At 65.0% G+C, this 23,391-nt stretch carries 29 protein-coding genes; 18 read left to right on the forward strand and 11 right to left on the reverse strand.

The window, feature by feature from the left end; genetic code table 11:
• Positions 1-196: 196 nt before the first annotated feature.
• Positions 197-1,852 (reverse strand): ABC-F family ATP-binding cassette domain-containing protein, encoded by a 1,656-nt coding sequence (locus FQ142_RS07270; protein ID WP_149422815.1) that lies wholly within the window; start codon positions 1,850-1,852, stop codon positions 197-199.
• A 154-nt stretch (positions 1,853-2,006) separates the two neighbouring features.
• On the opposite strand from FQ142_RS07270, the gene FQ142_RS17450 reads away from it, so the two are divergent.
• Entirely contained in the window at positions 2,007-2,153 is a 147-nt protein-coding gene (locus tag FQ142_RS17450) for a hypothetical protein (RefSeq protein ID WP_188042341.1), read from the forward strand.
• Between the two features lie 6 nt (positions 2,154-2,159).
• Here the strand turns inward: FQ142_RS17450 and FQ142_RS07275 are convergent, their stop codons facing one another.
• Entirely contained in the window at positions 2,160-2,375 is a 216-nt protein-coding gene (locus FQ142_RS07275; protein WP_149422816.1) for a histidine ammonia-lyase, read from the reverse strand.
• A gap of 215 nt (positions 2,376-2,590) precedes the next feature.
• Between FQ142_RS07275 and FQ142_RS07280 the strand changes: the two genes are divergently transcribed.
• Positions 2,591-3,958, forward strand: a complete 1,368-nt coding sequence (locus FQ142_RS07280; protein ID WP_149422817.1) for a D-alanyl-D-alanine carboxypeptidase family protein — start codon at positions 2,591-2,593, stop codon at positions 3,956-3,958.
• A 57-nt stretch (positions 3,959-4,015) separates the two neighbouring features.
• On the opposite strand, the gene FQ142_RS07285 is transcribed toward FQ142_RS07280, so the two are convergent.
• Positions 4,016-5,005, reverse strand: a complete 990-nt coding sequence (locus FQ142_RS07285; protein WP_188042342.1) for a hypothetical protein — start codon at positions 5,003-5,005, stop codon at positions 4,016-4,018.
• Here FQ142_RS07285 and FQ142_RS07290 point away from each other — a divergent pair.
• The 7 genes from FQ142_RS07290 (at position 4,977) to FQ142_RS07320 (ending at position 9,179) form a co-directional block, all read left to right on the forward strand.
• Positions 4,977-5,633 carry an HIT family protein gene (locus FQ142_RS07290; protein ID WP_188042343.1) on the forward strand — a complete coding sequence of 219 codons (657 nt, stop codon included), beginning with the start codon at positions 4,977-4,979 and terminating at the stop codon, positions 5,631-5,633. The genes FQ142_RS07285 and FQ142_RS07290 overlap by 29 nt on opposite strands.
• Before the next feature lie 34 nt (positions 5,634-5,667).
• On the forward strand, positions 5,668-5,964 hold the full coding sequence (locus FQ142_RS07295; protein WP_149422820.1) for a hypothetical protein: 297 nt from the start codon (positions 5,668-5,670) through the stop codon (positions 5,962-5,964).
• A 199-nt stretch (positions 5,965-6,163) separates the two neighbouring features.
• On the forward strand, positions 6,164-6,901 hold the full coding sequence (locus FQ142_RS07300) for a hypothetical protein (protein WP_149422821.1): 738 nt from the start codon (positions 6,164-6,166) through the stop codon (positions 6,899-6,901).
• A 147-nt stretch (positions 6,902-7,048) separates the two neighbouring features.
• Positions 7,049-7,732: a phosphatase PAP2 family protein gene (locus FQ142_RS07305; RefSeq protein ID WP_188042344.1), complete on the forward strand. Its 684-nt coding sequence runs from the start codon at positions 7,049-7,051 to the stop codon at positions 7,730-7,732.
• Positions 7,729-8,328, forward strand: coding sequence for a VanZ family protein (locus FQ142_RS07310; RefSeq protein WP_149422823.1), 600 nt, complete (start codon positions 7,729-7,731; stop codon positions 8,326-8,328). The genes FQ142_RS07305 and FQ142_RS07310 overlap by 4 nt, the downstream gene beginning before the upstream one ends.
• 172 nt (positions 8,329-8,500) lie before the next feature.
• Positions 8,501-8,893 carry a hypothetical protein gene (locus FQ142_RS07315; RefSeq protein WP_149422824.1) on the forward strand — a complete coding sequence of 131 codons (393 nt, stop codon included), beginning with the start codon at positions 8,501-8,503 and terminating at the stop codon, positions 8,891-8,893.
• A complete protein-coding gene (locus FQ142_RS07320) occupies positions 8,886-9,179 on the forward strand; it encodes a transcriptional regulator (RefSeq protein WP_149422825.1) in 294 nt (97 codons plus the stop codon). The genes FQ142_RS07315 and FQ142_RS07320 overlap by 8 nt, the downstream gene beginning before the upstream one ends.
• Before the next feature lie 1,472 nt (positions 9,180-10,651).
• Here FQ142_RS07320 and FQ142_RS07330 read toward each other — a convergent pair.
• On the reverse strand, positions 10,652-11,203 hold the full coding sequence (locus FQ142_RS07330; RefSeq protein WP_149422827.1) for a hypothetical protein: 552 nt from the start codon (positions 11,201-11,203) through the stop codon (positions 10,652-10,654).
• Between the two features lie 239 nt (positions 11,204-11,442).
• On the opposite strand from FQ142_RS07330, the gene FQ142_RS17455 reads away from it, so the two are divergent.
• Together FQ142_RS17455 and FQ142_RS07335 are read left to right on the forward strand one after the other, a co-directional pair.
• Positions 11,443-11,739: a hypothetical protein gene (locus FQ142_RS17455; RefSeq protein WP_188042345.1), complete on the forward strand. Its 297-nt coding sequence runs from the start codon at positions 11,443-11,445 to the stop codon at positions 11,737-11,739.
• Complete coding sequence (locus FQ142_RS07335; protein WP_149422828.1) at positions 11,688-11,975, forward strand: GNAT family N-acetyltransferase; 288 nt, start codon at positions 11,688-11,690, stop codon at positions 11,973-11,975. Before FQ142_RS17455 ends, FQ142_RS07335 begins: the two co-directional genes overlap by 52 nt.
• 266 nt (positions 11,976-12,241) lie before the next feature.
• Here the strand turns inward: FQ142_RS07335 and FQ142_RS07340 are convergent, their stop codons facing one another.
• Positions 12,242-12,697, reverse strand: a complete 456-nt coding sequence (locus FQ142_RS07340) for a DUF805 domain-containing protein (RefSeq protein WP_149422829.1) — start codon at positions 12,695-12,697, stop codon at positions 12,242-12,244.
• A gap of 145 nt (positions 12,698-12,842) precedes the next feature.
• Between FQ142_RS07340 and FQ142_RS07345 the strand changes: the two genes are divergently transcribed.
• Positions 12,843-13,043, forward strand: coding sequence for a hypothetical protein (locus FQ142_RS07345; protein ID WP_149422830.1), 201 nt, complete (start codon positions 12,843-12,845; stop codon positions 13,041-13,043).
• A 333-nt stretch (positions 13,044-13,376) separates the two neighbouring features.
• On the opposite strand, the gene FQ142_RS07350 is transcribed toward FQ142_RS07345, so the two are convergent.
• Both FQ142_RS07350 and FQ142_RS07355 read right to left on the reverse strand, forming a co-directional pair.
• Positions 13,377-14,237 carry an IS3 family transposase gene (locus FQ142_RS07350; protein WP_149422831.1) on the reverse strand — a complete coding sequence of 287 codons (861 nt, stop codon included), beginning with the start codon at positions 14,235-14,237 and terminating at the stop codon, positions 13,377-13,379.
• Positions 14,234-14,533 (reverse strand): helix-turn-helix domain-containing protein, encoded by a 300-nt coding sequence (locus FQ142_RS07355; protein WP_149422832.1) that lies wholly within the window; start codon positions 14,531-14,533, stop codon positions 14,234-14,236. The genes FQ142_RS07350 and FQ142_RS07355 overlap by 4 nt, the downstream gene beginning before the upstream one ends.
• Before the next feature lie 70 nt (positions 14,534-14,603).
• On the opposite strand from FQ142_RS07355, the gene FQ142_RS07360 reads away from it, so the two are divergent.
• Both FQ142_RS07360 and FQ142_RS07365 read left to right on the forward strand, forming a co-directional pair.
• Positions 14,604-14,936 (forward strand): GNAT family N-acetyltransferase, encoded by a 333-nt coding sequence (locus tag FQ142_RS07360; protein ID WP_223145278.1) that lies wholly within the window; start codon positions 14,604-14,606, stop codon positions 14,934-14,936.
• 505 nt (positions 14,937-15,441) lie between these two features.
• Entirely contained in the window at positions 15,442-15,822 is a 381-nt protein-coding gene (locus tag FQ142_RS07365) for a hypothetical protein (RefSeq protein WP_149422834.1), read from the forward strand.
• A gap of 144 nt (positions 15,823-15,966) precedes the next feature.
• Here FQ142_RS07365 and FQ142_RS07370 read toward each other — a convergent pair whose 3' ends face one another.
• Complete coding sequence (locus FQ142_RS07370; protein ID WP_149422835.1) at positions 15,967-16,404, reverse strand: DUF6194 family protein; 438 nt, start codon at positions 16,402-16,404, stop codon at positions 15,967-15,969.
• Positions 16,405-16,489: 85 nt separating this feature from the next.
• Here FQ142_RS07370 and FQ142_RS07375 point away from each other — a divergent pair, with 85 nt between their 5' ends.
• Entirely contained in the window at positions 16,490-17,182 is a 693-nt protein-coding gene (locus FQ142_RS07375; RefSeq protein WP_149422836.1) for a MerR family transcriptional regulator, read from the forward strand.
• Positions 17,183-17,346: 164 nt separating this feature from the next.
• Here FQ142_RS07375 and pip read toward each other — a convergent pair whose 3' ends face one another.
• The gene (gene pip, locus FQ142_RS07380) at positions 17,347-18,288 is read right to left on the reverse strand and encodes a prolyl aminopeptidase (RefSeq protein ID WP_149422837.1); all 942 of its coding nucleotides are present in this window, start codon (positions 18,286-18,288) and stop codon (positions 17,347-17,349) included.
• 264 nt (positions 18,289-18,552) lie between these two features.
• Between pip and FQ142_RS07385 the strand changes: the two genes are divergently transcribed.
• Together FQ142_RS07385 and FQ142_RS07390 are read left to right on the forward strand one after the other, a co-directional pair.
• Positions 18,553-19,290: an ABC transporter ATP-binding protein gene (locus FQ142_RS07385; RefSeq protein WP_149422838.1), complete on the forward strand. Its 738-nt coding sequence runs from the start codon at positions 18,553-18,555 to the stop codon at positions 19,288-19,290.
• Positions 19,287-20,627, forward strand: coding sequence for an FtsX-like permease family protein (locus FQ142_RS07390; protein WP_149422839.1), 1,341 nt, complete (start codon positions 19,287-19,289; stop codon positions 20,625-20,627). The genes FQ142_RS07385 and FQ142_RS07390 overlap by 4 nt, the downstream gene beginning before the upstream one ends.
• Before the next feature lie 217 nt (positions 20,628-20,844).
• Here FQ142_RS07390 and FQ142_RS07395 read toward each other — a convergent pair whose 3' ends face one another.
• A complete protein-coding gene (locus tag FQ142_RS07395) occupies positions 20,845-21,528 on the reverse strand; it encodes a LysE family translocator (RefSeq protein ID WP_262492088.1) in 684 nt (227 codons plus the stop codon).
• 120 nt (positions 21,529-21,648) lie between these two features.
• A complete protein-coding gene (locus FQ142_RS07400) occupies positions 21,649-22,851 on the reverse strand; it encodes an MFS transporter (RefSeq protein WP_149422840.1) in 1,203 nt (400 codons plus the stop codon).
• A 76-nt stretch (positions 22,852-22,927) separates the two neighbouring features.
• Here FQ142_RS07400 and FQ142_RS07405 point away from each other — a divergent pair, with 76 nt between their 5' ends.
• The gene (locus FQ142_RS07405) at positions 22,928-23,287 is read left to right on the forward strand and encodes a MerR family transcriptional regulator (RefSeq protein ID WP_149422841.1); all 360 of its coding nucleotides are present in this window, start codon (positions 22,928-22,930) and stop codon (positions 23,285-23,287) included.
• Positions 23,288-23,391: the final 104 nt, after the last annotated feature.

Below are 23,391 nucleotides of genomic sequence, written 5' to 3' on the forward strand. Positions count from 1 at the left end.
GAGCCGGCGTCGCGAGCGCCTGCGGTCGACCTCTGGCAGATTTCGCCGCGATCTTGTCCGTCAGACGTGCGTCGACGCGCAATTCGCGGCTCAGATCGCCGTGAGCGTGACATCGTCATGACGGGCGTCGCGCAGCGGTGAGAGTCCTGGCCGTGCTCTCGTGCTCACGTGCTCACGACGGCGCCACAGCGCTACTTCACGCCAGCACCTCTCTCTCCGTCTTTCCTCCGAGACGCAGGTGCGGCCAGTCGTCCACGTCACGCAGAAGTTGGCGATCGTGCGAGGAGACCACCACCGCGGCCTGCGTCGCGCTGAGCGCCTCGGTGAGTTCGTCCACGAGCGCGATGGAGAGATGGTTGGTCGGCTCGTCGAGCAGAAGCACGTGAGGTCGGGCCGCGAGTACCAGGGCGAGGTCGAGCCGACGTTGCTGGCCCATCGACAGCTCTCCGATCCGCAGGTTCGTCTGACGGGCTCGCAGAAGGCCGAGCTGTGAGAGTCCCACGGCCTCGGATGCCGCGAGGGTCCCGGCAGCTATCAGGGTGTCCAGATGCGCGGAATACAGCTCACTCGCGCGTCGATGGAGGGGGAGATCCGTCTCCTGGCGAAGGAACCCGAGCCGCGCGCTCTGCGGCATCCGCACGGCCCCGGCGTCGGGCTGCAGGTCACCCGCGAGCACGGCGAGCATGCTCGACTTTCCGGCACCGTTCGGGCCCGTCACCACCAACCTGCTGCGGTGCGACAGCGAGAGGGACACAGGACCGGTCAGGCGCCGTGTCACGCTCACGTCCTCCGCTCTCAGGAGAACCGCGCCGGCCCTGGTCGGCATCTCGGGGAGGCGGAACTGCTGCGGCGGCTCCGGAACGGTCAGTGCTCGGGCTTCGAGCTGCTCACGATGGCGACGCACGCTCTGGACCAGACCGCCTGCACGAGTGGCACGGCCATGCTTGTTCGTGCCCTTCTCGGGCCGCCAGCCGGAGACGAGACGGTTCTGCGCAGCGCTGAGGCTGTCCTGCAGGCGCGCATGCTCGGCTTGCTGCGCGAGATACTCCCGTTCCCATCGTTCCCGTTCGGCCTTCCGACCCTCGCGATACCCCGCATACCCGTTGCCGTAGATCCGGGGTCGACCGTCGGGGCTCGGGTCGAGATCGACGATGGTGTCTGCGACGTCCGTCAGCAGGGCCCGATCGTGCGTGACCACCACGACACCTCCCGTGCGCGAGCGCAGCTGCGCTGTCAGGAACTCCAGCCCGGATCGGTCGAGATGATTGGTCGGTTCGTCGAGCAGGATGAAATCACGGTCCGCTCCAAGCAGGCACGCGAGCCGCACGCGGTACCGCTGTCCCACGGAGAGCTCGCTCAGGGATCGGTCGGGGTCCGTCTCGGCCTCCAGCGCCTCGAGCGCGATCTGCACGCGACGCTCCGCATCCCATGCGTCGAGGGCTTCGGCGTGTTCGAGAGCTGCGGCGTACCGTTCATCAGCTCCGGAGTCACCGGACGAGAGTCCGCGCGCCGCGGTATCGAGGGCGGCGAGAGCAGCGAGGGGCTCCTCGATGGCCTCTGCGATGGTCTGTCCGACGGTGCGCCCGTCGCCCGCGGTCATCTCCTGAACCGCGATGCCCAGAGTGCCGGTGCAGTGCACCGTGCCGGCATCCGGAATCAGGGTGCCCGCGAGGACGTGGAGCAGCGTGGACTTTCCTCGACCGTTCTCTCCGACGATCGCGATTCGCGAGGCCGGTGTCACGGTGAGACCGACATCGTGGAGCACGAGCCTCGCTCCGCGTGTCACGGAGATGTCGGAGGCGATGAGCTGCGCGCGATGGCGCGCTGGTGAGTTCGTGGGTGGGGTGAGCATTCGAGTCCTTCGAGACGACGCACCGAAGACTGCGCTGACGCGCAGTGAGTGCGGAACTGATGGCGACCGGCATGCTCGAGAACGAGCGGCCGCCGCGAGCTCGGAGAGTTCGACGAGCGCGGTGGGCCTCACTCAGCCATCAGAGGAAGAACAAATGCACGCCTCGATCGTACGGGGAGCAGGGATCCCTCGCAAACGGATGCCGGCTCCGGTGGGGCGTCGTCGGCAGCTGCGCGACACTCACATCGAGCAGCATGCGCGACTCCTGCGTCGCCGCGACAGAGCGGTCGCGGGCGTCTGATGGTGTTCAGCGAGGAAGGCTGCCGGGGCCGTGGACGGTGCGCGTCGCGGGGTCGACCCAGTTGCCGGATCCTGTCATCCGGTGCCAGCGCTTGTGGAATGCGAGATCGGTGTCATCTGCGTCGATGACGGTCGCACCGCACAGATCGCAGATGCGCAGGATGACGGTGTCACCTGTCGTGGTCGTGACAGAGATCGAGCCGGACGGGAATGCGATGCCCATCGTGTTCCTCCTCGGTTCGCCACCCGCCGTGCGGCCGGGTTTCGCGATAGCCACCAGAGTAGGGGATGGGGCACGGCGTCGTCGTCACCCGTCATCGCCCGCCGTGCGTCGGGTTTTGTCCCCCGAACGGCCGATACCGGAGGTCGCGCGGATGCGCGATGATGGCCTTTTCGGACGATTGCGAGCGACAGGTGGGGCGCGATGAGGGGCTCTTTATGACGGCACGTGATCAGCCGGTGGATGATCTGTCCGACTTCGCGGACCTCATGACGCGCGAGCAGGAGTTCGCCGGGGATCCGATCGATCCCGGCGTTCGCCGGGGACGCCGCCGGCGAGGGCTCATCGTCACCGCCGTCTGCCTGGTGCTGTTGCTGGCCGTCACCGGCGGCTACGTCGGGTGGGCGCTCACGGCGCCGGTGGGTGCGACGGCGGTGTCGACCCGATTCCCCCCAGTGCCCGTCACTGATCCGGTCGCTCCCGTCACATCGACCGCTGCCGCGTCGGCGATCAGCGTCGCCGGCGCTGACGCCTATCTCGGCGAGACGGCGAGCGGAACCTGGGCGGCGACAGGGACGGGGGAGCCGCTTCCGATCGCGAGCATCACCAAGCTCATCACCGCTCTCGTCATCCTCGAGAAGGTGCCGCTCGCCGACGCGTACGATCCGGGGCCGACCATCACGTTCGACAAGGCCGACCACGACCTCTACGACGCGTACTACGTGCAGGGCGCGACGATCGCCCCCATGCCGACGGGTACGTCGATGTCGCTGCACGACGCCCTGGCCGTCATGCTCGTGCCCTCCGCGAGCAACTACGCCGAGGCACTGTCATCACGGATCTTCGGATCGCAGGCCGCGTTCCTCGGCGCCACCCGAGACTGGCTCGCGACCCACGGGCTCACCGGGACGACGGTCACGGAACCCACGGGCATCAGTCCGAGCAACACGAGCACTCCTGCCGACCTGCTGGCCATCGCGAAGATCGCCGCGGCACATCCGGTGATCGCGCGGATCGTCGCGAAACCGTCGGTCTCGGTCCCCGGCGGCGGTCAGCTCGTCAACACCAACGCCCTCCTCGGCACCGCCGGAATCACCGGGCTGAAGACCGGGAACCTCGGCGAGGGCAGGCACAACCTGCTCTACACGGCGACCCTGGATGTCGGCGCGGTCGATCCGCTCGAGGTCACCGGCGTCATCCTGGGGGAGTTGTCACGAGCCTCGCTGAACGCCGCCGTGATCGCGGCGCTCGACGGCATCCGCTCCGGCTTCCACGACGTGTTCGTCGCGGAGGAGGGCCAGGAGGTGGGATCCCTGTCGACCCCCTGGGGGTCGACCGCAACGCTCGTCCTGGGCGAGGGCGCGTCGATCCTGACGTGGTCTGACACGCCCATCGAGATGACGACCGATATCGGTCGCCCCGTCACGTACCGCGACGGAGAGGTCGTGGGGACCATCACCTGGACGGCCGGCCCCAACACCGTCACCGCTCCCGTGGTGATCAAGGGCCGCATCGACCCGCCCACCGAGTGGTGGCGGCTCACTCACCCGTTCGAGCTCGGCGCCACGACGGATGCGGGGGAGTGAGGTCGCTGCACCAGAGTGATCGATCGTCGTCGGCGGTCAGGAAGTGCAGCGGCAGGCCTACTGCGCAGGCACACACGCCGAGGTGATCGTCATGCGCACGAACCCGTCGATGCTCGTCGTATCGCGCATGGTCAGGCGTGCGACCGGGCCCGTCTCGCTGTATCGGATGTCCTCCTGCATCGCTCTGTCCGGCTCATACCCTGCGTCTTCCCAGACGCCGAGGATCTGAGCGACCGACGTCGCGTTGTCATCCGTGCGGAACTGGAGATCAACGTGATGCTGCACGCCTGATCCATCGACACAGGGAACGAGACTGCGCTCCGCTGTCGACGCGTCGATCGGGGTGCCCGACGCATCGACGGGTGTCCCTGCCGCGGCGGTGAGCGAGTCGTCGAGAAGCTGATCGATCGCCGCGTCCACCGACGTCGGGGTGAGAACCTCGGTCGGCGTCGTCGGCTCCGTGGACCCCGGCGGAGTGTCCAGGCTGGTGGGCGCATACCCGCAGCTCGGCACGCGATCTACGATCGCGGGGAGCGAAAGCGTGGCGGTAGGGCCCCCGCGATCCACGCCGTATTCGATGGTCAGGGTGCCGTCCGTCGTTGTGACGGTGTAGTCGCCCTCGGCGAACGGCTCATGGGCGTCGTCCCCCGAGGTGCGGCCCATCGGTGAGGCGATGAACAGACCCTCCTGCTGGTAGACCGTCCCCTTCGACCCGAACAGCAGCGTGCGTTCGACGACGACGTATCCGGTGTCGCATCCGCCCTCGATCAGCGTCGTGCGGGAGACATCGATGCTGAAGAGTGTGAAGACCCCCGCTCCGAGGACGGTGACCACCGCCCCGAGGAGCCCGAGTATCTTGAACGGCAGCATCCAGGTCGGCGGTGACACGTTCCATAGGCCCGCCACAAGAGCAAGAGAGGCGACCAGCATCGACGCGCTGAGGATGATCTGGTCGTCGAGGGGACCGAGGAGCACGGATGCAGCGCCTGCGGAGAGTCGATCGACGGTGATGACCGCGATGACGATCGCCGTTGCGCCTGCGAACAAGCCGCCGGCGATCCTGACCTGCCGTCGCTGGGGGTGGTCAGAGATCGGCGTCACGTCCGAAGCCTACGGCGAACCCCCGAGCATTTGCCGAGTCCCGTCTGCCAGCCGAAGGCCATCGCTTACGGTGGGAGCCATGTGGTGGTCGGAAGACGAATGGGCGGCGCTGGCAGCGGCGGAGCACTGCGGTATGTGCGGTGACGCGCACCTGCTGGCGAACGATCACAGTGCTCTCGTCGCCACCACGGAAACCAGTCATGTGCGGCTCGCTCGCAATCAGCATCACGCCGGATACTGCCTGGTGATTCTGCGGAAACACGTCGTGGACATGTCGGAACTGTCTCCGGCGCAGTTGTCCGCCTTCTGGGCGGACGTGCAACGCGCGGGGCGCGCCATCGACGAGGTGTTCCGATCGAAGAAGATCGACTACCTCGTCATGGGCCACCGGATGCCACACCTGCACTGTCACCTGCTCCCTCAGCACGCGACCGATGATCCTCTCCGCACTGTGAACATCGCAGACGGCCCGACGTACCTCGCTCCGGATGCGTTCGATACCGCGCTCGCCGCGCTCCAGCGAGCGTGGGCGTCGTCGGGATCCTCGACCGAGCGCTCGCAGCCGCCGAGGTGAGCACGGCCCGGGCGCGCTTGGTAGCGTCGATGTCATGTTCGTCGCAGGTGTGGTCGCCGCTGTCCTCGGAGTCGTTCTCTTCCATGTCGCTCTGGGCAGGACTCTGCGAGCGAACGCAGCGGATCGGATCCCGATGGGGGGACGCACGAAGACGATCCCGCGCGGATCCGTCGCGATGCGTGCGGCAGGTGCAGGTCTGATCGTCCTCGGAGCGGGACTCATGAGTACCGGGGGTGTGCTCTGGGCTGTGATGGTCATTCTTGTCGGCCCGGTGGCAGCGATCATCGCGGTGGGCCTGCACAACCAGCGAGTGCGCCGGTCAGAAGGCTGAAGGTGCGCCGCCGATAGGCTCGCGTCAGGGCAGTCGCCGGAAGATCTCGCGGAAGAGATGGGCGCGACTCCGCAGCTGTCGGTACCGGGGACCCTCTGGGATCCGCGGACCGTCCGGGTGTCAGCTCGGCCGGCGGGGAGCGTCCTGAATCTCGTCGTCGACTACTGGTCGACAGAGTTCATCCCTTAGAGCCATCGACGTGGAGAAGGTCAACTCCGTCTGTCAGTATGACGTCATGTCCGGCGCACACAAGCTCGCTCCTGTACTCGTCGCACTGGCCGTGACGGCTGCTGCGCTCGCCGGGTGCACCGCCACCCCACCGAGCGCATCTCAGACGCCCACGCCATCCGCTCCCGCGGCCGTCGCAGAGCCGGTGACCGAGGCTTCACCGGCGCCGGAATCGACCGAGTCGGAATCGACCGAGTCGGAAACCTGCTCCGGCATGTCCGAGGTCATCAGCCGCACCGGCGGTCTGTATTGGGCGCGAGAGGGGACTCTCCGCGACCTGGGTCCACGCGACTTCGCGGCGGGCGAGGTGACAGTCGATGAGGACGGCACCCCGTTGACGTATACGGTCGAGCCCGGCGACGTGGAGGCTGTGATCGCTGAACGGTTCTGCGCGTACCCCACCCTGGGCTCGATGAACCACGTACGCGTGATCCAGCCGGGGCAGGTGCTCTGGCTCACCCCCGACCCCGACAGTCCCTGGATTCCTTACTATGGCCCGAATGACGCGCCTGAGGGGTTCCTGCAGATTCCGTATCAGCAGGCGATCGAGTCCGCGGGGCGGGCGGTCGACGCCGGTGATGTGGATGCCGTGAGGGAGATGTGGAACGGCACCCTCAAAGGCATGTTCCTGGATCAGGAGACCATTGACGCGGTCCAGAAGGCGGTCGACTCCGGCGATCCCGACCAGCTTCGCCAGCTCTTCTCCTGATAGCTGGCTGCGGCGCAGTAGGCCCGCCGAGCGGGTGCTCTTCCAGGGAATGCAACGCGTCTCGCCGCTGATCTCCACCTCGGGGCTGATGCGTGTACATCGCAGGACTGACGCCCGGACGCTGAGCTCACGAATATGGTCGAGATCATGCCCTCTCGCACTCTGCGCGCCCGCAGGCTCGCTCCGCTCATCGCCGTCACCATGGCGGCCACAGCACTGATCCTGGCTCCGGCCCCGGGCAGCTTCAGCGTCGTGAGCACGAAGTGGCTGAGCTCTTTCGGGCTGTCCGTCCCGCGCGTCGACCTTGTCTCCGAGGTCACGCTCGTGCTTCTCGCGTTGGCTGCGGCCTCGGTGATCGGCTGGGTCTGGTGGAAGCATCCGTCGCAGCGGCCGCGTGCCGTGGTCGCATCGATCGGGGTCTTGTTGGCCTACGTGACGAGCGAAGCCCTGAAGGCGTTGTTCGCACAGGCGCGTCCGTGTTCTCGATGGGTGACAGCGGCGGAGTGCCCGCCGGCGGGGGACTGGTCGCTGCCCTCCAACCACGCCACCCTCGCCTTCGGTGCGGTGGCGGTGGTCGCGGTGCTGCTCGCCAGAGCGGCGCTCACGTGGGCGATGGTCGGCGTTGGGGCGCTCGTCGCGATCGGCCGCGTCGTGGAAGGCGTGCACTACGTGCACGACGTCGCGATCGGTGCACTCCTCGGCATGGCTCTTCCGGTCCTGCTCACGCTCGTGTTCGATGCTTCTCGCCGGCGCCGAGACGGAAGCCCGCGCAGGCGCGACGTCGGATCAGACCCTGGAACGAACACCGCACTCACCGGGAGCAGAGAATGACATTCATCGAAGTCCCCATGCTCCCGATCGTGATCCCGTTCGGAGTCGTGGTCTTCCTGGTGCTGATCTGGGTGCTCCGCTCGCGCGGGCGCGTCACGCTCGCCCGGACGAGCGTCGCCGCCGTCCTCGCGGTCTACGCGGGCGGAGTGCTCGCCAACACTGTCTTCCCGATCTTTCTCCGCGTCGGGACGGGATTCTACGATGGGCCGCGTCCGCTGCCGTTGTACCTGGTGCCGTTCGTCGACTACGGGTTCGAGGATGCTCTGATCAACATCGCGGTGTTCGTCCCGCTCGGTGTGCTCGTACCGCTGCTCGCGGTGCGGCCGAGCTGGTGGAAGGTCGTGGCGATCGTCGCCGGTTCGAGCCTGGCCATCGAGCTGACGCAGATGGCCACGGCACGGCTCGCGCTGGGTGGACACCTCGCGGACATCAACGACTGGATGACGAACATCCTGGGCGGGATCATCGGCTACGGCCTGTTCGTCCTCCTGACGCGCTCGAAGACGATAACCGGATTCGTCGAGCGGTTCCGGTGGCCCGTGCGCGAGCGACCCTTCAGCCCCGAACCCGAACCGGCGGCCGCGGTCCAGGCTTGATCTTCGCTGCCGTACTGGTACGTCGTGGCCATCGCGACAGCCGCTCGAGACCCTATCCGTAGGGTGCTGTGCGGTTCGATCTACCCAGTTTCCTCTATGGAAACTGGCTGGTACTGTTTCCATCATGGAAACCGGTAGTGGTCGACCCCCAGGGCGCGATGACGCGCACGCAATGCTCGAAGACGCACGCCGCGCCGAGGCAGAGACGAGGAACCCGCCATTGCCGTGGTGGTTCTTCATCACGCAAGCAGTGCTTCTGGCCGCGATCAGCAGTGCGCAGATGCTCGCCCTGGGGCCATCGAGAGTGGTCACCATCCTCGGACTTGTGGCTGTGGTGGGTGTCGGTATGCGGATGGTCTTCACCAGGCCGGGGTATGGGGTCGTCTGGCCTGATGGTCAGGCGGTCTTTCCCTACATGATCGCGATGATGATCCTGGTCGGTGTTCCGGCCGTGCTCGCGGTGAGTCTCGAGATCCCGTGGCTGTGGATCATCGCGGGAGTGCTGGCAGGGGTGGCGACTCTTGAGATGGGGCGTCGGTACCGCAAGGCATTCGGTCGTGGCTGAGGCGAAGTTCGATCCCTTGATCCATGCCCCGCATCGGCTGAGAATCTGCGCGATCGCACACGCCACCACGCATGTCGAATTCCGTGAGCTTCAGGAGCGACTGGGCATATCGAAGTCCGCCCTCAGCAAGCACATCGCCCAGCTCGTCGGTTACGGCTACCTGCGGGAGGAACACCGGACAAGAGGAGGGCACTCACGCCTGCGCCTGTCACTCACAGAACTCGGACGTCGCGCATATCGAGGACATACAGCCGCGTTGAAAGAGATCATCGAGGCGGCCGAGTGACCGGAGGATGCCTCAACTTTGCGTTGATGGCTGCGAAAGCGCCCGCCCACCCGCTGGCGACTGCGGCGAACATCGCGCTGGCAGCCGCCATCTGAGCACCAGACGCATCGGCGGCAGCGAACCCGAACCAGACGATCGCAGCGCCCGCGCCGATGGGAGCCATCACGTTGACCAACCGCAACCACCGAAGGCTTGAAACGTCCATTTCTCCTCTTCCACACATCGACTCGAGTGTTCCGAGTGCACCACACACACCGCGACCACACATCCCCCTGAAGGCGGAGATATCGGAGCACAAAGGTCCCGTGGCGTGCTGGGTCGCCGCAAACGCGGCCACCCATCCGCTTCCAGTTCCGGAGCAGGCCCTCGATACCGGTACCGGCTGTCAATGACTAGTCGCGCAAGGCGATGATGGCGTCAGCTACGGGCACATGCCGTTGGTGCTGATCGTCGGTCCAATACCCGAGGAGGTGTAGCGTCGTGGTCCGGAATAGCAACGCTCTAAGCAACAGTTGGCGCCAGTGCTCGATGCCGAAATCGCGGCCCAGCTTCCGTAGGGGATATCCATGCCAACAGACGGCGTCGACCACGGCGATCGCAGCGCCGAGACCGGGAGGACGCCAATACGGGGCCCAGTCGATGACGACGGGAGGGTGCCCGTCGGCGAACATCACGTTGCCTAAGAGGTCTCCGTGGATCACCTGCTCGGGTGCTGCGATCGACCGGCACTCGCTCCCGATTCGCGCAAGGAGACTATCGTTCGGTGACGCCACCTCACCCCAAGCCATCCGGTCAGCTCGACTCCACGGATCCGAGGACGCCTCGATAAAGGACGGGCGAGGTTCCACAGCGATGGCCTCTTGAAACGCCAGCCCCGCCCGCACGATGTCTTCGACCCGCGTTTCGTCTGATTCGCCGGATACCCGCTCCATAGCGTGCCACCCGCCTCGTACCCAACTGCCCTCCTCGTCCATAAGTGGCCGAGGGACACTGAACTCGCTCGATTTCGGCAGCTTGGCCAGTACTCCCGACTTCCAGGTCGTCTCAATAGCATCGCCGGTCGGCCTCAGAACCACGTGACCGGCGCGCCAGGTCAGGCCGCGCCCACCGGGCAGCAAGACCGGCGCTCCCACACCGCCGAATGCGCTGACTATCTGTGGGGACGGGGGACTCGACCGATCCTTTTCCACCATCCCCTCAGTATGGATCTCTGAACGCCTGCCACGCACTCGTCATAACCGTCGAATGGCAAAGGGGTTCGGCTGGGCTGATCCCGCAGGGGCGCACATAGCCCGTGCCCTGGCGGTGCGGCGGGACGGCGAGTGTCGCTTTCGCTGCTGTGGTCCCGGAGCGCGAGATTGTGCTCGATATTCCCGACCTTCGATCGCGGCAGATTGGCTATCTATGTTCCGTCCTCGTGCATATAGGCTTCCAAACCAGCCCTGTGCGAGACGCGGGTATCGAGGCCCACATCACCTAATCGAAACCTCTCTGCGGTTCTTGTGAGTCACCCAACTGACCACCGCGGCGCACACAGCTCCGAGGGCGATCCCCAGGTAAGTGTTTGTGGGAGCGAAAATGGGGCTGAGGTACGACGGGATAGCCGACCCGACGGAGCCTACGGCAAGAATCGCGCTGAATATCCCTCCGATGACACCACCTCGCGAAAAGTAGACGACTGCTGCTATTAGATACACGAACGCAGCGATACATGCCCATGCCCAGATCGAGATGGGTATGAACCACCCTCCGAACAGGGGCCACGACCAGCTGATGAGCCAGATCAGCGACCCCGAAAAAGCTAACCACCGACCAGCTCGCGAGGTCGAGGGGGACACGAGGAGCGTGCCGATGGCAAGAAGCAAGAACCCAAGAAGCTGACTGGTGAAGCCAACGAGGATGCTTCCTGGACCCGGCTGAATGAAGAGCGTGGCGACGAGGATCACGCCACCAGCCACCATCCCGACTCCGCCGACGACGGTTGCCCGCGGAGTGAAACTGCTGGTTGATGAGGAAAATGTCATAGTTGAACGTTAGCCCTCGCCGTGCAGACAGCACTTCCGAAGAGACAAGGGAGAGAGTAGCTGTTGTGGGTGGAGTAAGAGATCTTGAATTCGGAGAACTCCGGTCCGTCGATGGCCGGTGCGAAGGCCCCCAGGGGGTCGTCGTGTAGCTGCGACCGCCGCGGTTGACGAAGACGAATGGCGTGGAGTATCGCCTATCGAGACGCCTGCGATGGCCGCAGGTAGACGAGAATCAGACCATGCAACATGAAGCGGTGGGTCCGTCCCACGCGACCACGGCCTTCGACATGATGCTTGTCGATCCGACGTCTTCACTCGGGCGCGCAGTCATTAGACGCTTCTTCGTAGAAATCGTCGGACGCTATTGGGGCCGGGAAGTGAGCGACGCTGAGGTCGAGCAGGCGATGCTCGATGAGCCCAGCGATGATCTCAGAGGAGATACCGGCTTTCTTGTCATCGTCCGAGATGGAGAGCGGATCGTCGGGTGCGGGGGTGCGGGGGTGCGAAGGTCGTCGAGCCGGGGATCGCTGAGTTGACACGGGTGTTTGTCGATGATTCTGTTCGTGGACTCGGCGCGGGCAAGGCGTTGGTGAGGGAGATCGAAACCCTGAGCGCGCGTCGCGGCGTGCATACCCTCCGGTTGACAGTTCGGGATGATCTCGCCGAGGCGCACCGGCTGTATCGCAGGCTCGGCTACACGCCCGTTCGTCCGTTCTCGACGTCGCCCTACGCCGACAATCAACTCGCGAAGGTGCTACTCGAAGCCCGGTAGAGGGCTGCCGAGGACACGTGCTGGACAAGAGCCGCTGAGCCCCGTGCTCGGCGGCTCTTGCCGTGGGCGACATGGGTCAGGATGTAGTCCGGATGGACGCGGATCCAGTCCATCTCTCTGTCTAACTTCTGGATGTCAGCCACGGTGTCTCTGTTCAGGTGCGCGGGTGGTTGTGGGCTTCGCGGTCTCACTCACGGGTCGCGTGATGTGGCGTTCTTGCCGTGTGCGGCACTGCGCCGTGTGGCCGCTCCTTCGCAGAGTCTGGACTACTCGTCGAAGCGGGAACCGGCGGGGCGAGCGCTCAGCAGGGTGAAGACGAGGAGCACGATGGCGCCGATAAGCGGGACCAGCACGATGAAGAACCACGCGCCGCTGCGATCAATGTCATGGAGCCGCCGCCAGGTCAGGGCGAGTGCGGGGATGAGGATTCCCGTTGCGTAGATCAGAAATACAACGCCGACCGGGCTCGCCAACGCGAACGCGCCGCCGGAGGCGAACGGTGAGAATACGTCGATGGGGCGAGACGTCCACTGTGGGTCGGTCTGTGACCCGATGAGATTGAAGGCCAGGGCCACGAGCACGTTCGCCAGCACCCACCACCAGTACTCGCTCCGGCTGGCCCGTCCGCTGAAAGTCGCGTACTTGAGGAAGAAGCGTGAGACGGCTTGTGGGAACGAGGCTCCGTAGAGAGGCTCGCCGAGGGCGATCTGTGTCGTCGTCATACCCGGAACCTATCGGTGATCGACGACCGCTGTGGGAACGCGTGCCCGTGCGGTTACTCTTACTGCGCCCCACTGTCAACGACTATGTGCTCGGGTGGCATCCGGATGATGCTGGAGTTCAGATTGCCGACGAGTGGAGCAGACCATGACGAATCCCGATGCATTCGCGAACAGCCAGGAGCCGCTGCCCGAGAACCTGGGCGAGGACCGGCACGAGCCTGGTCCGGCGAACGTCGCAACACCGGCGGAATCGGATGCACGTGCGCGCATCCTCGAGCACCTCGAAGCGCGCGAGGGCGAGGGCGACGGCGAATTGCTGTACGTCGGCGACACCCCCGCGCGGTAACGGCGGCGCGGACTCCGGTGGGGGTGCGACCGTGCGTGTCGCCCCTTTGTGCGAGGCATCCGCCCCCGACAAATCAGCGCACAACGGCACTCCGGGCATCGGCACCCGCCGCTCGCGACGTGGCCGCGACTGACGCGACTCCGCGCCGGCGTGCGGCCGAGGGACGAATCGACGCAGGGAGGTCATGTCAACCCGCCCGTTCCACAAGCCTGAGGATGCCGCTCAACACCAATTCCTGACGCGCGGGACGCAGCTCACGCGGTTGTCTGTCTCTGCACGCTCCACCTGCATCGGAGCTGAACCCGGTTCGGTGGACACGGGTTGTGTGTTGAATTATGCCGCGATAGCGGCGTGATGGGTGTTCTCGAACTCGAGTGGTGAGACGTCGCCGATGCCGGAGTGGCGGCGTTTCGGGTTGTACCAGGCCTCGATCCATTCGAAGATCGCCTGCCCCAGTTCGTCTCGGCTTTGCCAAACGTGCTGGTCGAGGAGTTCGCGTTGCATCGTGGACCAGAACGACTCCATGAGTCCGTTGTTGACGCTGGACGCGACCCTGCCCATCGATCCGAGCAGCCCGGCTTGGCGGAGCCGGTGCCCGAACACCCACGAGGTGTATTGGGATCCGCGGTCCGAATGGACCACGGTTCCCGGCTCGGGTTTGCGTCGCCACCTTGCCATGTCGAGCGCATCGACAACGAGCTCTGCACGGATGTGATCGGCGATCGCCCACCCGACCACGCGACGGGAGAACACGTCCACGACGGCCGCGCAGTAGACCTTCCCGGTCTTCGTCGGATGTTCCGTGATGTCGGTGACCCAGAGCTTGTTCGGGCCGTCCGCGACGAACTGGCGTTTCACGAGATCCTCATGCGGTGCCGGCAGCGGGCGGACCTTCCCGCGTTTGCGGCGGTGGCTGATCCCAGCGATCCCCGCCAGACGCATCAGCCGGGCCACCCGCTTCTTCCCGCATCGGATCTGCAACCCGAGCCGCAGCTCCGCGTGCACGCGCCTCGCGCCGTAGCTGGTTCGGGAGTCCCGGTGAACGCGGACGATCGTGACCGTCAGCTCCTCGTCCACCCGTGCTCGCTCCGACGGAGGGCGACTCTTCCACGCGTAGTACCCCGACCGCGAGACCCGCAACACCCGACAGGCAAGGGCCGCGTCTATCCCGGTGGCGACGAGGCGATCGATCACCGGGAAGACCCTTTTGGGCCGACCACCTCCCGCGCGAAATACGCCGACGCCTGCCGGAGGATCTCGATCTCCGCGGCCTGAACCCGGTTCTCGCGCCGCAGCCGGACCAGCTCGGCGCGTTCATCCGAGGTCACGCCTTCCTCGACGCCCTCGTCAACGTCGGCGATCTTCATCCACCGGCGCAGACACGACTCGCTGATCCCCAGATCGGCCGCGAGCTGCGCCACCGGCTTCTCCTTTGCCCGCGCGAGCACGACCGCCCTCCGACGAACCTCCACCGGGTGAGCTGCAGGCATGATGACTCCTTCACGAACGACTCTCGCCGCTCAGATCAGGTGTCCACAAGACCGGGTTCAGCTCCCTCTTGTGTGGAAATCCGAGTATCCGCCGTTTGCTGAGGAGGGCATACCTGAGGTTTCCGACCTCAACGTACTCCCGCGTTTCCGCAGATCCGGCATCGCGTCCGGCCTGCTGGATCAGATCGAGCAGGCTGCGGCGCAGCGTTCGTCTGTGGTCGGGCTTGGCGTCGGTTTGTACGCGGACTACGGAGCAGCACAGCGGATCTACGTCCGCCGCGGCTATATTCCTGACGGGCGCGGTGTGATGTACGAAAATCAACCGGTGCCGGCCGGCGAGACTGTGCCCCTAGATGATGACGCGACGCTTATGTTCACAAAACAGATTGATCGTCACCCGTGAGACAACCTCCACGCGTCAAGCGTTTCAGACTCGGCGGCGAGCCGCAGTCCTCACGAACGACGAACGTGCGGGACCATCGTGCGGACTTCATCGCAACAGTCGAAACCTGCGCCGTAAACGATCGTTTTCCGAGGGATCGAGGTGGTCGCGTTCTAGCTCCTGCCGATGTCGGTCTCCAGAACTTGATTTCGGCGGACGGTTTCGGCGTCGGAGAAATCTGGACCGAGCTATGCCGGCCCATGAAGGAACGAGCCACGGCACAATCGCGCCGGGCGGGTACCATTCCGACATGGTGACTGGAGACTCAAACGGAGAGCGCGATCGGCTGCGTGCCCGTCTGAGACCTCGAAGCTCAGCAGGCGGAGCTGCGGCTGTCGAGTATCAGCGTCGGCGGAGGGTTAGCGCTCGATGACCGGAGGCGGGCGCTGGAAGACGAGATGCGCACCATACAATCCCGGCTATCTGAGCACTAGGTCGACGACCACTGCTCGGTTACTATGCAGCAGTGAGGACCGCCGACAAGGAAGCATCCCTGGGGGATCCGTGGTGGGCAGTCCCTACCTTGGGTTGGGTTGGCATACAGCTCGTTCTCACGCTGCTCGCCTGCGCCTTCACCTTCGGTTCCACGCTGAGCATCGCGAGTTGCACCGCCACGTCGTGCGACTACTCCGCCTTCTCCGTAGCGATCAACACTCTGTACATCGGTGCGATCGTCTTGCTTGTCGCGAGCGGAGTGGGGATGTTCTTTCTCCGAGCTCACGGTCGGGCAATGCTATGGACGCCGATAGTGGGCAGCGTCCTGCTGATCCTTCTTCTCGCAGGAACGTACGTGGCGGGCCGCGCGGCCCTTACCTTGCCGCTTTTCGGAAACCGACTGTTGGGCTGAGGCGCTTAAATCCGCTTCAACCGGTCCACCAGGAACGTTCGTTTCTGGTGAGTGTGGGCTTTGAGCGCCGAACGCGCCGCCAAAATCGATGACCGGAACCAGCAGTCGGCAGACGTTTTCGGCGGCGCGGGTCTGCGGGAACCTTCAGCCGGCCGATCGCCGCTCTGTGCGAGCACGGGCCGCGTCGTGAGCTGCACGCAACCACTCCATGAGTTGGTCGGCTGTCGTGGTCGGGTTGATGACGGATATCCACCCGCCCGCACCGTAGAGGGGGTGAGGGAAGAAAGTGTCAACGGATGCCGGGTCGAGGCCGTCGGGCAGCTGTGCAACGGCTCCACGGCCGGCGTTGACGTTGACGCGGAATCGGCCGTGCTCGTCGAGGTTCGAGGATGCGTCGTCGGGGTAGTCCTTTGTGATGATGGTTCCGTATGGCTGGGTGCGCTCCGGCATCACACCGTCAGGGGCGTAGTAGAAGTACGCATCCCCCCACGAAATCTCCGGATAGGCACTCCCCGGCTCCGGCTGAAACACGGTCGCGCCCTCGAAGGTCTGAACTGTTCTGATGATCGATTCCATATCCATGCTTCAATCGTCAACCTAAAGTGCTTATGTGGAGTTGTCTCCGTAATCACGGGCTGAGGAGGGCGAAAGTATCAACACAGCAACGATGAGTACCTCCGAGGTTGGACGTCAGGTCGGATACTTCACACAGCAAGTCCGAGACTTGGAGCGCCTAGGGGTGCTCCCGGCCGCCGAGCGGACGCCGCGCGGGTACAGGGTGTACCGGTCGGATCACGTCGAGGCGCTGCGCGCCTACCGTGGCCTCGCCCTCGCGGCCGGGCCGGTTCGAGCGCGAAAGATGATGCCGCTGCTGCTGGCATCCCCGCTTCCCGAGGCCGCCGCGATCGTCGACGACCTTCACGCCGAGCTGAGCGCCGAGCGGGCCGCTGTGCTGAGTGCGAGGAGGGGGCTCGACCTCATCCGCTCCGAAGCCGGCGACGTGTTCGACGGCTCCCGTGACAGCATGACGATCAGCGAACTCGCGACCGCTCTAGGTGTCCCCGCGTCCACTTTGCGGCACTGGGAGGCGGAAGGGTTGGTGCGCCCTGACCGTATCGGTTCCAGCCAGGCCAGACGCTACTCGTGGCAAGCCATCGTCGATGCACGAATTGCTGCCGCCCTCCGGGCCGGCGGCCACCGCATCCCGACAATCGCGGCCGTGCTCGAGCGGTTGCGGGACTACTCCAATCCAACCGATGCCGACGAGCTGCTGGCCAGCCGGCTAACGCAGCTCGCTCAACGCAGCGTCGCGCTCCTCGAATCATCCGCAACGCTGCACCGGCTCATCCGTGGAACGTAGGCCGAAAACGATCGTTCATGGCGCAAGCCAGGCGTTGAGCTCGGAAGGGCTGCCGGAAACGATCGTCACAATCGCCAATCGGCAGGGGTTTCCGGCTGAGGAGTGGATATCTGCTTCGAGGTTCTCGATTCTGCTTGGCGGCAACTCTACTGAGCCGCCGCGTGTCAGCGCGCTAGGACTGTGTCGATGGCCTCGGTAGCCAGCTGCTTAGCGATCTTTCCGCCGTGTCCTTCGGCTTCCACTATTTGCAGTCGGCTTTCCGACCATGCCTTGTGCAGTCGCCACGGCGTGACTGACGGGGAACTCACGTCCCGTCGCCCATGAATGAGGTCACCTGGGGTGCCCGCGAGCCGACTTGCGCGCTCCAGTATGCGATTGTCACCGGTTAAGAAGCAGTCCTGGGCCCAGTAGTGGGTGACGAGGGTAGCGAAGTTCTCCCGCGTTCGCGGATCCTCGTGGCGGTGCCCAGGCAGCCACGCTGGGTCAAGAGAAACGTGTGCCGATTCCCATTCGTCCCACGCCATCGCCGCCTCACCGCGTGCGCGGGCATCAGGGCTGCGGAGTACTTGCGCGTAGTACTCAACAGGCCGCTGCCCGTCAGGAACTGCAGCAGCAAAGCGCTCCCAAGCCTCGGGGAAGATCACCCCCACACCACTCGTGAGCCAGTCGACTTCTTCGCGACTGCCGGTCGTCACTGCCATGAGAACTAGTGCAGTGACTCGTGTGGGGTGCTCCAGCGCATAGGCCAAGGCAAGAGTTGAGCCCCACGAAACTCCATGGACAAGCCAAGCCGAGATTCCCAGATGCTCGCGCAACGCCTCAATGTCGGCGATGACCGCACCAGTGTTGTTCTCGTCGAGATTGTCGAGGTCGTCGATCGCCCACGGCGTGCTGCGTCCACACCCCCGCTGATCGAGTCCGACAACCAGGTAGCGATCGGGGTCGAACCTGCGCCGATATCCGCCGTTGCCGAGCCCGCTGCCTGGTCCACCATGCAAATAAAGAGCCGGGATCCCGGACGGATTTCCCGAGGTTTCCCAATAGACCTGTGCGCCGTGCGGCCTGACGAGCATCCCATGACGGAAAGGCTCGCTCACTGTGTGCATCTGAGAATCGTAGCGATTGCGACTCATGGCCGCTGTCGTATCGCGGCGCAATGCTGGACCGGGAGCGCTCGATCGAGCGCTGCTGCCGAAAACGATCGTTTCCGGCGCGGTCTCGTGCGGCAGGTCGAAACGCTCGCCGCAATCGTCGGTCAGAAGGGCTGTTCGGCAGACGTTTTCGGCTGAACTGTGGTGGCGGGGCGGATACGCCAGAAGTGGCGGGTTGCCGACGTGTGCTCCGGCGGGACCGGTCGATAGGTTGGGAGCATGACCGGCCCAATTGTTGCTGCCTCGAACGTCACCAAGTCGTATCCGGGCGGCCGGAAGGAGCCGGATGTCAGTGTCTTGAAGGGCGTCTCTCTCGAAGTCGCTGCGGGAGAGATGGTCAGCATCGTCGGGCCGAGCGGGTCGGGAAAGTCGACACTGCTGTATTGCCTGTCTGGTTTGGAGAAGCCCACAGCCGGCAACGTGCATCTCGCAGGTGAGGATGTGACGCGCATGGGGCGGAGCGCCGTAGCGGCGGTTCGCCGGAAGCATGTCGGGTTCGTGTTCCAGTCGTACAACCTGATCCCGTCGCTGAACGCGCGCGAGAACGTCGCGCTTCCTGCACGTCTGGCGCGCACACCGATCAGCCGCGAGGAAGCAGATAACGCTCTCGCGCAGGTTGGACTCGACGACCGAGGCTCCCACAAGCCGAGTGAGCTATCCGGAGGTCAGCAGCAGCGCGTCGCGATCGCCCGCGTGCTCGCCGCTCGCCCAGCCATCGTGTTCGCCGATGAGCCGACCGGAGCCCTAGACACGACATCGGGTGCGGAGGTTCTTCGCCTGCTTCGGGCGGTGACGACCGATGCCCGCTCGGTCGTCATGGTCACCCACGACTTGGAGGCTGCTGCGCTTGCCGATCGGGTGCTTGTGCTGCGGGACGGGCTGATCCACTCTGAACTGCGCACTCCGACACCCGAGGCGGTCTTGGAAGCTATGGCGCGAGCACGGGAGAACGCGTGATCACGCTGATTCTGTCCGACCTCCGCGCGAACGCGCGCGTCTGGGTCGGGATACTCCTCGTCGCCGCGGCCGCCGGTTTCACGGCCAGCATCGGTGCCGGCCTTCTGGAGACCGCGAACGCATACGAGGGACCTACCCGCAAGGCACTTCAGAATGCCAGCTCACCCGTCCTGATCTTCTCCGGATTCACCGCACTCGTCGTCCTGAGCTCGACAGCGAACCTCACGGTCTCGCTGCAACGCCGCTCCTACGCGCTCTGGCAGATCTTCAACGTGCGGCCGATTCTCGTCGCGCTGATCGTCGAGCTTCAACTCGCGATCGTGTCCGCGCTCGGCGCGATCATTGGTGCGATGCTCTCCGCGGTCGCATTCCGGCGTCTGTTCGAGTTTCTCTTCGCTTCGTGGAACTTCAGCACCCCGGTGGAACCACACACGAACATCTCGACACTCATCGCCGTCATCCTCGCGATCATCGCCGTCGTCGTCATCGCCGGTCTCCGGAGTGCGAGGAACGCCGCGATTACCTCTCCGCTTCAAGCGTTGACCGAACCTGAACCTCCCAAGATCCGGATGACCTGGATCCGGTACCTCTTGACAGCGCTCGCGGTCGCCGCGACTTACGGTCTCGTGAGCATGATGGTCGGCGGCGACGTGCAAACCGTGACCAGCACATCGATCCTGATCGCCCCTGCGATCGTGATGATTATGGCAGCCGCAGGTCCGTTGCTGTTGCCGTTGACGCTGCGCGCCTGGACGTGGATCGTTCCCGCGCGAGTTTCGACATCCTGGTATCTCGCCCGTCACGCGGCGCGCTACCGGGTAACGCAAAGCACGGCCACGATCAGCCCGTTGATGGTCGGCATTGGCCTGGCTGGCGGGATCTACACATGCGTCGAAATCCTCGCCGAGTACGTGCGCCAACAGTCGGGTGACGCCTCGGGGTATGTCCTCGAACCAGGGCAAGCAGTCCAGCTGCTCGGCGGCCCACTGCTCATCGCCGGCATCGGCGCTGCAGCCACCGTGTTCATGTCAGGAGGCGCGCGCCAACGCGAGATCGCACTACTCCAAGCGGCCGGCTCCACCCAACGACAAATCGCCGTCTCCGCGATCCTGGAAGCCGTGATCTACACCCTCACCGCGATGCTCCTCGCGTTCATTGCGGTCATCACCACCGCCTTCATCGTCAGCAGCAGCCTCGGCATGTCACTCACCGGCATCCACTACCTCAGCATCCTCATCGTCACCGCACTCGGATTCGTTCTGATCCTCACCGCATCACTGGGACCCACCATCGCCGCACTGCGGCGCGACGTCACCAGAACGCTGGCCGGCGTATAACCAAGAGGCCGTCGACCTGCCGATAACGATCGTTTCTGGCGGTTTGACGGGTTCGTTGCTCTAGAGGTCGCCGTATAGGTGTGCCAGAACCTGGTTTCGGCAGACGCTTTCGGTCCATAATCCCGGGGCGAGGAGGTCGCCCCGGCGCGCTATAGCTCAGGTAGGCGGGGGCAGGTCCAGGAGTCAACGCCCCTCAGGATCGCCCACTCACTATCGGCTATGGTGCGACCGCTGGGGCGGGGGCGTCGATCGCGAGCTTCACGCCGATTGCGCCGAGGAGGGTGCCGGTGACCCACTTCTGCCAGCGCATCCAGGCAGGTTTGCGTTGGAGGAAGGTGGCGACTGACCCGGCGGCGATAATGATCGCGCCGTTCACGGCGACGCCGACGAGGATCTGGATCGCGCCGAGCTGGAAGCCTTGTGCCACGATGCTGCCTGCTGCGGGGTCGATGAACTGCGGGATGAGAGCGAGGTAGAGGATCGCGACCTTCGGGTTGAGTAGGTTCGTCAGGAGGCCCATGCGGAAGAGCTTGCCGAACGAGTCACGTGGAAGATCGTTGGTCTCGAACAGCGATTTCCCGCCCGGGCGGAGCGTTTTGTAGGCGAGCCAGAGCAGGTAGACGGCACCCGCCACCTTCAAGGCGATGAACAGCCATGGGACAACGAGGAACACTGCTGCCAACCCGAGGTTGGCCATGATCATGTACACGACGAAGCCCACCGCCGTGCCGGACAGCGACATCATCCCGGCGCGCCATCCCTGGCTGATGCTGCGCGAGACGAGGTACATCATGTTCGGGCCGGGGGTGAGGGCGAGCCCAAGCTCGATGAGCGCGATACCGAGGGCGGCGGATAGCGAGATCATGCACGCTTCTTTCGTGGGGTGGGTTGCGGTGAGCATCCCCCTCGATGCCGAACTCCGACAAGTCTCCCATTCGCTGCCGCAGGCGACAGCGCACCCCACTTCTCGAGCGGGTGTACCCCGGGTGGCGCGGCCCCGTCTCCGGGAGGAATCGGCAAGCTAGCGGGCACCATCATGCGGGGTGTTTAGGGGGCGCATCAGCATTAGCGCGAAAGTTCCCACGGCCGCGGCGGTGACTGCGATGAGAGTGACGGCGGTGGGACCGTGGTCGAGGAGAAGGCCGCCGAGGGTGGCTCCGGCTGCGACGCCGAGGTTGAGGACGGTGACGACGATGCTTCCGGCGAGAGGCCGGAAAGCAGTCGTGGAAACGCGCATCACCCGGGTTTGCAGGATCGGGGGAAACGCGCCGACCGCGATTCCCCAGATCGCAACTCCGGTAATGAACACGACCGGTTGCCCTGAGCTCAGAGCGAGCACGGCGAGACCAACCGTCACCAGAGTTGCCGCGGCGACGATCGCACTGCGCGGGTATCGGTCGGACGCGAAACCGGATCCGGCGATACCTACTGCCCCGCTCACGCCGAACACCAGCAGCATCAAGGGGATCGCGGCCCCGGGTAGCCCGCCCAACTGGGTGACTAGGGCTGTGAGGTAGGTGAAGACAGCGAAGTGCCCGACCAATACCAGCCCGCCCGCGATCGCTACCGCAATCACTCGGGAAGCGCTGCGATCCCACGCGCCGCCACCGACAGGCAACGTTGACGGCACCTGCGGCAGGATGAGCCAGAGCACCCCGGCGATCAGGACAAGAACCACAGATAGGCCGGTGAAGATGGCCCGCCACCCCACCACATCGGCCAGAGCCGCCGCCACCGGTAGGCCGGCAAGGCCGGCGAGCGTGGGCCCAGCCAGGACGATCGCCAGTGCCCGTCCGAGCCGCTCGGCAGGGATGACGGAGGCGACGTAGGAAACGACGAGTGCCCAGAAGAGACCGTGCGCCGTCGCGGCGAGGATACGGCCAGTAAGTGCGAGCGAGAGGCCAGAGGCAGTCGCGGTGAGCAGGTTCGCTGCCGCGATCACGATCAGACACGCTGCCAGCAGTGGCGTGCGGGGTAACCGGATCGTGAGTCGCACGAGTGGAATCCCCACGACCGCGATGGTGAGCGCCCAGGCGCTCACCAGTAACCCAATCGCTGATTCCGAGACGCCCAGATCGGCGCTCATTACCGGCAAGAGCCCGGATGGCAACATCTCGACCGTCACCGTCAGCAGCGTCGCCGCGGTCAGCACCGCCAGAATCGGCCAGGTCCGGTGCGGACCGGCGGTGCCGGGCAGGGGCGGCGGCGTCGATCGAGTGCTCATAGGACTACGGTAAAGATTGACATCACTGTCAAGGTCAAGTCCAACACCACAGGACCCGAGTACGAGGAGTAAGCGGATGCGGATCGGTGAGATATCTCGGCGCAGTGCAGTGGCGCCCCGGATGCTGCGCTACTACGAAGCCCAGGGGCTCCTGCAACCTGGACGACACCCCAACGGATACCGCGACTACACCGAATCCGACCTGGACCAGGTCGTCTCGATCCGCGATCTTTCTCGGTCCGGTGTCCCGACGCGATTCATCAAGATTGTCCTCGACCGTCAAAGCGGCCAATCGGAGTGGTCGAGCACCTGCGACGACATCCTCGCCCGCATGGTCACCGAGCAGATCGACGACCTCGACACCAAGATCGCCTGCCTCACCACCAGCCGCGCAGCGCTGACCCAATTCCTCCGCGAAACCTACGCCAGCACCTAGCGCCGGCACGTTGCCGGGCGGGTGCGGCAGATACCTGGGTGTTTATATCGCCGCGTTGGTTCTTCTCGCAGTGCCCTGTCCGGGTCTGCCGAAAACGATCGTTT

It is taken from the genome of Microbacterium sp. ANT_H45B, assembly GCF_008369345.1.
In the GTDB taxonomy this organism is placed as follows: domain Bacteria; phylum Actinomycetota; class Actinomycetes; order Actinomycetales; family Microbacteriaceae; genus Microbacterium.